General features: G+C 70.4%; 11 protein-coding genes and 2 pseudogenes. 4 read left to right on the top strand and 9 right to left on the bottom strand.

Features of this window, described 5'->3' with window-relative positions:
• Positions 1-90: pseudogene (locus Aau02nite_RS47215) on the bottom strand (IS5/IS1182 family transposase); the annotation flags it as partial.
• Between the two features lie 4 nt (positions 91-94).
• Here Aau02nite_RS47215 and Aau02nite_RS45995 point away from each other — a divergent pair.
• The 4 genes and pseudogenes from Aau02nite_RS45995 to Aau02nite_RS45980 all read left to right on the top strand — a co-directional run.
• Positions 95-1,204, top strand: a pseudogene (locus Aau02nite_RS45995) (AfsR/SARP family transcriptional regulator); the annotation flags it as partial.
• Positions 1,201-2,523 carry a hypothetical protein gene (locus Aau02nite_RS45990; protein WP_212995023.1) on the top strand — a complete coding sequence of 441 codons (1,323 nt, stop codon included), beginning with the start codon at positions 1,201-1,203 and terminating at the stop codon, positions 2,521-2,523. The pseudogene Aau02nite_RS45995 and the gene Aau02nite_RS45990, both read left to right, overlap by 4 nt.
• 51 nt (positions 2,524-2,574) lie before the next feature.
• Positions 2,575-3,018 (top strand): DUF6907 domain-containing protein, encoded by a 444-nt coding sequence (locus tag Aau02nite_RS45985; RefSeq protein ID WP_212995022.1) that lies wholly within the window; start codon positions 2,575-2,577, stop codon positions 3,016-3,018.
• Positions 3,019-3,099: 81 nt separating this feature from the next.
• Positions 3,100-3,270, top strand: coding sequence for a hypothetical protein (locus Aau02nite_RS45980; RefSeq protein ID WP_212995021.1), 171 nt, complete (start codon positions 3,100-3,102; stop codon positions 3,268-3,270).
• 62 nt (positions 3,271-3,332) lie between these two features.
• On the opposite strand, the gene Aau02nite_RS45975 is transcribed toward Aau02nite_RS45980, so the two are convergent.
• The 8 genes from Aau02nite_RS45975 to Aau02nite_RS45940 all read right to left on the bottom strand — a co-directional run bounded on the left by Aau02nite_RS45975 (position 3,333) and on the right by Aau02nite_RS45940 (position 8,209).
• Positions 3,333-3,971, bottom strand: coding sequence for a hypothetical protein (locus Aau02nite_RS45975; protein WP_438841240.1), 639 nt, complete (start codon positions 3,969-3,971; stop codon positions 3,333-3,335).
• A 249-nt stretch (positions 3,972-4,220) separates the two neighbouring features.
• Positions 4,221-4,592: a hypothetical protein gene (locus Aau02nite_RS45970; RefSeq protein ID WP_212995019.1), complete on the bottom strand. Its 372-nt coding sequence runs from the start codon at positions 4,590-4,592 to the stop codon at positions 4,221-4,223.
• Complete coding sequence (locus tag Aau02nite_RS45965) at positions 4,589-4,987, bottom strand: hypothetical protein (protein WP_246595957.1); 399 nt, start codon at positions 4,985-4,987, stop codon at positions 4,589-4,591. Before Aau02nite_RS45965 ends, Aau02nite_RS45970 begins: the two co-directional genes overlap by 4 nt.
• 98 nt (positions 4,988-5,085) lie before the next feature.
• Positions 5,086-5,502 carry a hypothetical protein gene (locus tag Aau02nite_RS45960; protein WP_212995017.1) on the bottom strand — a complete coding sequence of 139 codons (417 nt, stop codon included), beginning with the start codon at positions 5,500-5,502 and terminating at the stop codon, positions 5,086-5,088.
• 16 nt (positions 5,503-5,518) lie between these two features.
• On the bottom strand, positions 5,519-5,857 hold the full coding sequence (locus Aau02nite_RS45955) for a hypothetical protein (RefSeq protein ID WP_212995016.1): 339 nt from the start codon (positions 5,855-5,857) through the stop codon (positions 5,519-5,521).
• Between the two features lie 51 nt (positions 5,858-5,908).
• Entirely contained in the window at positions 5,909-6,325 is a 417-nt protein-coding gene (locus Aau02nite_RS45950) for a hypothetical protein (RefSeq protein WP_212995015.1), read from the bottom strand.
• Positions 6,326-6,407: 82 nt separating this feature from the next.
• Positions 6,408-6,953 (bottom strand): hypothetical protein, encoded by a 546-nt coding sequence (locus tag Aau02nite_RS45945; protein WP_212995014.1) that lies wholly within the window; start codon positions 6,951-6,953, stop codon positions 6,408-6,410.
• A 269-nt stretch (positions 6,954-7,222) separates the two neighbouring features.
• Positions 7,223-8,209: a DUF932 domain-containing protein gene (locus tag Aau02nite_RS45940; protein WP_212995024.1), complete on the bottom strand. Its 987-nt coding sequence runs from the start codon at positions 8,207-8,209 to the stop codon at positions 7,223-7,225.
• Positions 8,210-8,549: the final 340 nt, after the last annotated feature.

Below are 8,549 nucleotides of genomic sequence, written 5' to 3'. Positions count from 1 at the left end.
CTTGGCGAGCAGTATCTGGTGCACCTGGTCGAAGACTCCTGCCTCGGTCCAACGCTCCAGCCTGCGCCAACAGGTCATCCCGGAGCCGAAGTAGCTGGTCGGGGCGACCACCCGGCACGCCGCCCGCCTGCTCGCGGTCGGCGCGCACCGGGCCGCGCTGGACCTGCACCCGGTGATCCTCGGCACCCTGGACGGGATTCCTACCGCTGAGACCGCCGCCGACGGCACGGTCACCAACGACGCCGCCGAGCTGGCCCGACTGTCCACCCTCGCCGCCGACGATCTCGCCGCCGTCCTGTCCATGCTCAGCGACGCCTCCCCGCGCCCCGAACCTGGCCACGACATCGACATCGCCCCTGCCCCAGCCGACGCCGCAGCGAGCACCGAGGCCGTCACCGAGGCGATCCCCACCCAGGCCACCGGCACATCAGCACCGGTGCGGCTACGAGTCCTCGGCCCCCCGGTGGTCGAAACGCAGGCCGGGCCGGTAGCGACCGGGATGCGCAGCGGCTCCTACACCGTCCTCGCGTCACTGGCCGTGCACCCTTCCGGGCGCACCCTCGACCAGCTCTCCGCCGACCTGCATCCCGACACCGACCCGGGCACCGCAGGCAAACGCATCCGGACCGACATCAGTACCACCCGCCGGGTGTTGCGCGCCGCTACCGGCAACCCGGAGGCGATGTTCGTCGTCTACGACCCGGCGACCGGCCGTTACCGCCTGGACTCCGAGCTCATTGCTGTGGACCTGTGGCAGATGCTCACCGCCATCGAGGCCGCGAACACCGCCGACGACGACACCCAGGCCCTGGCCCTGCTTCGCGAGGTGGTCGAGTTGTACGGCGGGGACTTCGCCGACGGCGCCGACCAGACCTGGATCACCGACTACGCCACCACCTACCGCCACCAGATCCTGTCCGTGTTCGCCCGCATCGCCGAGATCCTCGAACCCGACCACCCCGACCAGGCCGTGGCCGCGCTGGAACGCGCCCTGGAGTTCGACCCGGTCAACGAGGAGCTGTACCAGCGCGTCATGCGGATCCACGGCCGCGCCGGACGCCCGGACGCGGTCCGGCGCACCCTGCGCCGCCTCGAAAATCGCCTGGCCGACCTCGGCGACGCCGAACCGTCGCAGGCCACCCGCCGCGTCGCAGACCGTCAGCTCCGGCCCGCCACCGCCGCCGCCAGCGGAGGTCCCCGATGACCGACACCTCGAAGAAAGACGTTCGGGCCATCAGCAACACCGCCACACTCCCCCACGGCAGCACACCGCCGAGCGCGAGCCATGCAGGGTGGTCGCCGGCACGGTGGGCGTACTTGTTCTACGCCGTGGCCGCCAGCGGCGCCGTGATCGGTCAGAGCTGGGTGGCCCTCGACCATCTGCCGTTGCCGCCCGCAGTGCCGCTCGCGGTGCGCGTGCTGGCGGTGCTGCCGTTCGCGCTCTGCCTGGAGCTCCTAGCCATGGCCCTCGCCGCGATGGCCGACGAACGGATGCGCCTCGGTGAACGCGCCTACGGCCTGCGCGTCTTCTCGGCCATGGTCGCCGTCGTCGCGGTCGGTATCCAGGTGGCGGGACACTGGCCGGACCTGTACTGGTCGAGTGTCTTCGGGGTGCTGTCCGGCTCGGCGTACGCGTTGTGGTTGCTGCACGCCGCCGCCCGCCGCCGAGACGCCCTGCGCGCTTCGGGCAAACTCGCCGACACCGCCCCCGACTACGGTCTGTGGCGGCGAGTGCGTCACCCCATCTTCACCGCCCGCGCGACGGAGCTGGCCCGCGAAGGCCGCATGGATGCCGGCACCGGCAGGTGGCGCCCGCTCGGGTTGTACGAGTCCGTGCGCGCCGCCGAGCTGGCCATCGGTGATGAGAAGCGCCGCCCGGCCGTAGCTCGTGCCGTCGAGCAAGTCGTCCGCGCCGACCAACGTGATCCCCATATGGCTGAGGTCGCGGTCCACACACTGGACCTGGACCGACTGGCCGCCGAGCTGGCCGCCCGCGTCGACTACCCCGCCTGGGCTGACCGGCTCGCCCCCGCCATCACCGCACCCGCCCCACCCCCTTCAGGTGGCGACCCCGACACCCCCGCCACACCGACCCAGGGAACCGACGCAGCGGTGCCCGAACAGCCACACCACCACCCGACCGACCCGGACCCGGAAGTCACCGCCACCACCGGCCCGGAGCCCGCACCTCAGCCCGAACCGGGGCCGGACCCGCATGACCACGACGGCCGTGACGATGAGGACATTGACCAGCACAACGAGGACGACAGCGGCGAGAACGACGGTCAGAAGGTCGACGCGGACGACGGTGTCGACCTCGCCCCCGACCTCATCCCGCTGCTGCCCGCTGCCCGCACGGCCCGCGACGAGCTGATCCGCGAGAGTCGCACAGTCAGCCGTGACGCCCTCGCGCAACGTCTTCGCCGCAACGGCGCCGCCATCCGCAACAACCGCGTATCGGAGCTGCTCAACGCGCTGCGTCGGGAAGAGGCCGACGGTGCACGCCCGAAGGTGCCGGCGTGACGCCGCACCGGCCCACACCCCCGCCGCTCGATGGACTTGAGGAGACCGCACATGGACCAGTCCGCTCCCGCGCTCGGCGCCGCCCTGCCCCGGCTACGTCCGGTGTCCTGCCCGCCATGGTGCACCGATGGCCTGCACCACGACCTCGACCCACCCGGCACCGCGCTGCACCGTAGCCCACCCGCCACCGTGGCCGTGTACGACGAGGCTTGTGAGCTGGTCGCCGCGCACGTCCAGGCCGCGTTCTGGGACAAGGCACCGGAGTGGATCGGTACTGACCCGGCCGACCTGGAACGCCCCCACGTCGAGGTCGGCACCCCCGCAGGAGGCGGCGATGTTCCGATGTTTCTCACCCCCGGGCAGGCCCGCAGCTTCGCCGCTGCCCTGGTGCGCGCCGCCGACGCCGCCGACACCGAAGCCTTCTACCGCACACCTGTACCGCCCGGAGTGGCCTCGACCGCTGTGCCCGCCAGTGCGCCGTTACTGCAGGCTTGATGCCTCGGCACCAGTCGGCATGGATGGGTTGCGGGTGCCCGACCGTCGGGCACCCCGCCATGATCATCAGGAGGAACCGACATGGCATCACCCGCGCCCGCTGCCCGCACGATCGAGGTCGATGAGCAGGTCTACGACGTCCTCGCCCGCACCGCCAGGTCGAGGGACACCGACATCAACGGTGTGCTGAAGTACCTGCTCGAAGCCCCCGCGGTCACCGCCGTGTCCTCGCAGGACGACGACGAGGAGTGAGCTCACACGAGGGGCGCGCCGGACCGGGGACCGGGCGGCGCCCCCGCGCCTGACCAACGAGGTTAGTCGCGGGCGTCAGCGACGGTGAGCAACCGTTGCGCGGTCCGCTGCGCGACACCGAGGCGGCGGGCCAGCTCCACGCCCAGACCACGCCGATCCCGGCCGTCCTGCCGCGCCTCAGCCAGCAGCTCGACAGCGACCTGGAGGCGGGGATCGTCGGCGTACGGGTGCGGTTTGAGCCGGCCGGTGGTGGTCCCGGGGGTACGCCCGGTGGACTGACGACCGGTCCGGGCGGCGGCAATGGCCCATACCGTGCGCCGGTACCAACGCCGCCGCAACCTGCCATCGGAAAGGATCTCCACGTCGTCCGGCCGGTCCCGAAGCTCGTCAGGCAGATTGCGGTACGAGCCGTAGTGCAGGATTTTGGCGGCCTCGCCGGAGCCGACCAGCTCGTTCGGGTCGCCGCTGCGGTCGACGGCGGTCAGTACGGCGAGCTTCGCCTTCTGGTGGGCGGTGTGGAAGGCATCGATGCGGTCGAGCCAGAACCATTCGCGGCCGGCCTCGTCGGTGAAGGCGTCGGGGAAACCGGTGGTCGCGCGGTTGCGGTGCCAGAGGTTGACGGTCCTTCGCGCCGCGCCGGTGTGCGCGGCGACCCCGGCACGGTCGAGGGCAACCCGGCCGTCGAAGGTGTGTCGACTCACGATGACCATCCTCCCTGCCCTCTGTTCCTCGATGCCCTCTGTCGGTGGGCCGCCCGTCGGGCGCTGTGGCTCGCTAGGATCGCCGCTACGCCCGCTCAGGGAAGATACGGTCGCGTAGGGGCCGTGGGTGGCCCGGCGTGGGCGAGGTGGCCGGTGGGGTTTCGCCACACCACTAATTCCGGTGTGTCCCACCGGCCACCGACCCACGCCTACGGCTGCTCGAAGACTCCCCGTGTTCGACGGTGGCGGTCAGGAGTCCGGGTTCAGTACCCGCCACGCGAACGACGCCATGATGGCGATGGGCAGCGAGGCGATCTTCGCCTGGGTCTTCGGCGTGGCCGCGTCGTAGACGGTGAGGATGGCGTTCGCGGTGGTCGCGTCGACGATGACGCCGCCGATCTTGCGGGCGTTTCCGGCCTTCGCCTCGCGCAGCATGTCGATCACGTGCTCGTCGTCGGTGGTGGCGTCGTCCGGGATGGTCTCGTTCTCGGCGGCGTCGGGACAGTCAGGGCAGGTCACCAGGTGCGGCTCGTCGGTGATGCGGGTGCGCGGCCCGTCGTCGGTTCCACAGACGGCTCCGTCGTGTCGCGTGGAGCGGCCGTAGGTCCAGCGGGCGGTCACGGGGTCGCCTGCTCGATGGTGGCCGGCGCGTCGAGGTTGTCCGGATCGAGGGTGACATCAAGGCGGGTAGCGACGATCCCGTAGACGTCCATCAGGAGATGGATGATTTCGGCGCTGAGTAGCTCGTCGTAGTCGTGGGCGATGCGGCAGGCGTCGCGCAGTGACCGGCAGGTGTCGGTGAAGGCGGCGACGAGGGCGGCGTGGTCGTCGGTGCGGGTGCACGCGACGATTTCGGCGGGGGTGTAGGTGCGGTGCTCGCCGGTCGGGAACCGCAGTTCGAGCTGGCGGATGTGGGTGGTATTCGGGGTCGAGTAGGTGATGTCGGTGATCGTGGCGAGGCGGTACTCCACCGGGTCGCGGGGCTGGCGTACCCGGGCGGTGTCGTTGAGGTCCATTCGTGTCTCCATGAGCGAGTTCGGCGAGGTGACGGTGGGTTTGCGGGCCGAGACCGCCGGGGCGCGGTAGCCGGTGACGGCGGTCTCGGCACTGTCGGTCAGTCGGCGGGTGCGGCAGCCGGGTTCAGGGCGTCGAGGTTGCCGCCGAGGTAGGTGTTCGCGGTGGCGCTGAGGGCGTCGAAGATCTCGCCGAGTTTCGTGTGCAGCACGTCGTGGTGTTCAGCGGTGGTGATGGCGTGGTGCAGGATCGTGCGCACGGCCGCGAGGTCGGTGAGCACGACCTCGCGCTCGTCGGCCCACGGGTGCACGATCAACTCGTCGCGCCAGAACCACTCGGTGATGCCGCCGCGAAACTCGACGCGGTACCGGTCGCCGTCTTTGATGCGCGACTGCCGGAAGATGTCGATCACGACGCCGGGATGGCTGTGCGCGGCTTCGAGGGAGTGGCGGGTGGACACCACGTCGAGCAGGGTCGGCGCGGCCGGAGTAGGCGCGGGTGCCTCGGTGCTGGTCATCGGGGCTCCTTCGCCGCTATCGGATGGGGTGGTCGTGTTCGCCGGTGCCGTTGACCTCGAACGCGATGATGCGGTCGGGGGTCTCGGTGGTGTCGGCGTGCAGGTAGAAGTCGTGTTGGCGGCGGCGGGCGCCGATGGAGACGCCGTGCAGGTCGAGCACGATGTAGTCGCTGCGGTCTCCGTCGCCCGGCTGACCGGGGTAGACCCGCAAGTGCATGTTGCGCAGGACGTCAGCGATGACCGGGTCGAGGTCACCGATCAGCGTCAATGCGGCGAGCAGGCGCGGACCGGCGAGGGCGTGCTGGCCGTCGCTCATGGTGTCCGGGCGTGCGGTGAGGTCGGGGTTGTTGGTCATGACTCGGTGTCCTTCGTGCTGGGGCCGGCCGCGGTCGAGTCGTGGCCGAGGTCATTGGTCGGGAAAGGGCGGCAGGAGCGTGGTGAGGGTGCCGCCCGTGTCTCGGTCGGCGAGGGCGGCGCAGGCGATTAACGCGGCTCCGGCGGCGATGGCCTGCCCGGGGGTGTAGCGCACCCGCACGCTGCGCGTGGCGTCCGGCAGGACGCCGCGCGCCTCCACGACGCCCTTCTGCCACGTGCACACGGGCAGCCGCTCGTCCGGGATGGCGCGCACGGTGGTGCGGGTCAGCGCGTCGTAGGCGGTCATGAGCTGCGCGTGGTAGGTGGTGGAGGCGAGTTCGTACTCCGCGATCTTCGTCATGAAGAAGCCGTCGTTGTCGTCGACGAGGCATTCCAGGAGGGCGCGGTGGCGTTCGGCGCCCGCGCGGGCGGTGGCGTAGGCGTGTACGAGGGTGATCAGGTGTTCCACAGCGAATCCTTCGAGTTGAGGGGTTGCGGTGCGGGGTGCGGGCCGCGCGGCCGGGTCTGGCCGCGCGGCAGGGGCGACCGGGTTAGCGACGGTGCGCGGGGGTGGGCGGGCCGGGCACGACCGGCGGCCGTACCGGTGCGGTGCCGATGGCCGGACCGGCGAACGCGGGAGCGTCGGACACCGGGCCGTCCGAGACCGGCGTGCCGGAGACGGGGCTGCCGGAGACGGGGCGGAGTTCGGTCTCGGGTTTGAACCCGATGCGGTCGAGGGCTACGGCTCCGCAGGCGGTGAGCCGGCCGCCGAGGTTGAGTGCCTCGGTGCCGGTGAAAAGGACCGCGATGGCCCGGGAGGCGGTGTCGATCGCGCGGAGTTCGACCTTGCCGTCCGGCAGTGCCCGGACCGGCATGAACCCTTCGACGGTGGCCTGTGCGGGGAAGACCGTGCCGACCGCGCGTTCGACCTCCCGGAGCCGGTGGGCGGCGATCTCGTCCCATTGCTGCTGGTGGGCGAGTTGCACGCCGCTCTCGTCGTAGTCGGTCTCGCACGAGGCGGCGACGCGATGCGCGGTGCTGTTCTGGTACGCCTCTACCAGGTGGCCGATGAGGTTCATCAGCTCGTCGGATGTCATGGCGGGTGCCTCCGTCGGCGCAGGGCCGGATCGAGATGGAACGGGTGAAGTCGCAGGCAGGCCCGGGGCGGCCGGTCGTAACCGCGCCGGTGCGGGTGCCGGGCCGCCGCCGATCGGGCCGGGTGGGCGGCGTGAGCCGGACGGGCTGGGCGGCCGGACGGCAGCCGGGCCGCGTGCGGGACGCCGGGCGGTGGTGTCCGCCGGGGCGGGGGCCGGGGCCGCCGTGCGCCACCAGTGGCGGCGGTGGCGGCCCCGGTGCCGCAGGCCCATCAGACAGCCAGCAGATCGAACGCGCGGGCCTTCACGTCCGCGCCCGCACCGGTCAGCGCCCGAGTCGCCCGGACCGCGTCGGTCTTGGCGGGGGCGAAGTGGTCGAGGTACTCGGTGATGGCCTGGTATCCGGCCCACCGGGTGCCCTTGATCGCCTTCTGCGTGTCCGCGTCGCGGATGAGGTACCGCAACGTGTTGGTGCGCTTCTTGGCGTTGTTCTTCGCCACATCCGAGGCCGCGTCCTCGATCGGCCACACCTGGGCGACGATCTTCTCGAACTCGCCCATGGTCATCGCCTCGTTGAGCATCTTCTCCGCGTCGGCCTGCCAGTCGCCGAAGTGCTTCCACACCAGATTCATCGCGTGGCGCGCCTCGGTGATCTGCACCTGGACATTCGAGGTGTGCCGGAACGTGTACGAACCTTCCGATCGGGCGTAGGCCATGCGCTGCGTGTTCGCGCACACGATCCGCACCGGAGTCGCGTCCACCCGTAGCGACGCCGTGCCGTCGTGCGAGGTCGTCGCGGCCAGATAGAGGTCCATCCGATCGACCCCGGCGATCTCCATCGCGTTGGGCAGCTTCATCGTGACGAAGACACTTTTGCCTTTGCGCATCGAGCCGGCCGTCTCGAAGTGCGCCCCGGACTCGTCGACCAGGAGGTTGAGCATTTCGGCGACCTGCTCGTTTTGCACGGTGGTGTAGTCGTCGCCGACCACGCCGAGATACTCGGTGACGCCGGTCTGGGGGTTGGTGCGCACGGTCATGAACTTGTCGGGGCAGTCGACCTTCGTGACGCCCTTGTCGGTGATCTCCATGCCCTGCAACGCGATCTTGCGGACCTCCCAGCCGCCGAGCCACGCCTTCGCCATGATTTCCTCGGCGGTCATACAGTCGTCGGTGACTTGCCCGAGCTGGTGCCAGGCCGACAGGCGGGCGGAGGCGAAGGCGGTCTGGCCGTTCGCGAGGGTTTCGAGTTCGTGTGCCATGACGGGTGTTTTCCTTTCGTAGAGCGTTCGGGTGGTGGCGGCGACGCCGGGGTTTCGCGCCCCGGCGACGCCGTCACAGGTAATGTTTCCTACCTCCACGGGCCGATCAAGGCGATCGGCTGGAGTCGATCGAGGTTGCTGGCGGCAATGTGACTGTGATTGCCAGCGATAGATGGCGGTTGCCCAGCGATAGATGGCGGGTCGCGTCGCTGTCGCCTCGCGCTCCCCGTCCGGCTGCTCGTAGGCGTGCGTAACTGAAGCGGTGCGAGGAATCGCCTGCGCAGGCGCGTTGCGAACGGTATACATCTGTTAGAGCCTGGTAAATAAGGGTTTCAGGTGT

The sequence above is a fragment of the Actinoplanes auranticolor genome, from assembly GCF_018332655.1.
GTDB classification, from domain to species: domain Bacteria; phylum Actinomycetota; class Actinomycetes; order Mycobacteriales; family Micromonosporaceae; genus Actinoplanes; species Actinoplanes auranticolor.
Note: the sequence above shows the minus strand (reverse complement) of the source record. Positions and strands in the feature narration are given on the sequence as shown.

Bases quoted from the DNA above. Each gene is read 5' to 3' on its own strand.
- Aau02nite_RS45990 (WP_212995023.1), top strand. From the start codon at position 1,201: ATGACCGACACCTCGAAGAAAGACGTTCGGGCCATCAGCAACACCGCC.
- Aau02nite_RS45985 (WP_212995022.1), top strand. From the start codon at position 2,575: ATGGACCAGTCCGCTCCCGCGCTCGGCGCCGCCCTGCCCCGGCTACGT.
- Aau02nite_RS45980 (WP_212995021.1), top strand. From the start codon at position 3,100: ATGGCATCACCCGCGCCCGCTGCCCGCACGATCGAGGTCGATGAGCAG.
- Aau02nite_RS45965 (WP_246595957.1), bottom strand. From the start codon at position 4,987: ATGGACCTCAACGACACCGCCCGGGTACGCCAGCCCCGCGACCCGGTG.
- Aau02nite_RS45960 (WP_212995017.1), bottom strand. From the start codon at position 5,502: ATGACCAGCACCGAGGCACCCGCGCCTACTCCGGCCGCGCCGACCCTG.
- Aau02nite_RS45955 (WP_212995016.1), bottom strand. From the start codon at position 5,857: ATGACCAACAACCCCGACCTCACCGCACGCCCGGACACCATGAGCGAC.
- Aau02nite_RS45945 (WP_212995014.1), bottom strand. From the start codon at position 6,953: ATGACATCCGACGAGCTGATGAACCTCATCGGCCACCTGGTAGAGGCG.
- Aau02nite_RS45940 (WP_212995024.1), bottom strand. From the start codon at position 8,209: ATGGCACACGAACTCGAAACCCTCGCGAACGGCCAGACCGCCTTCGCC.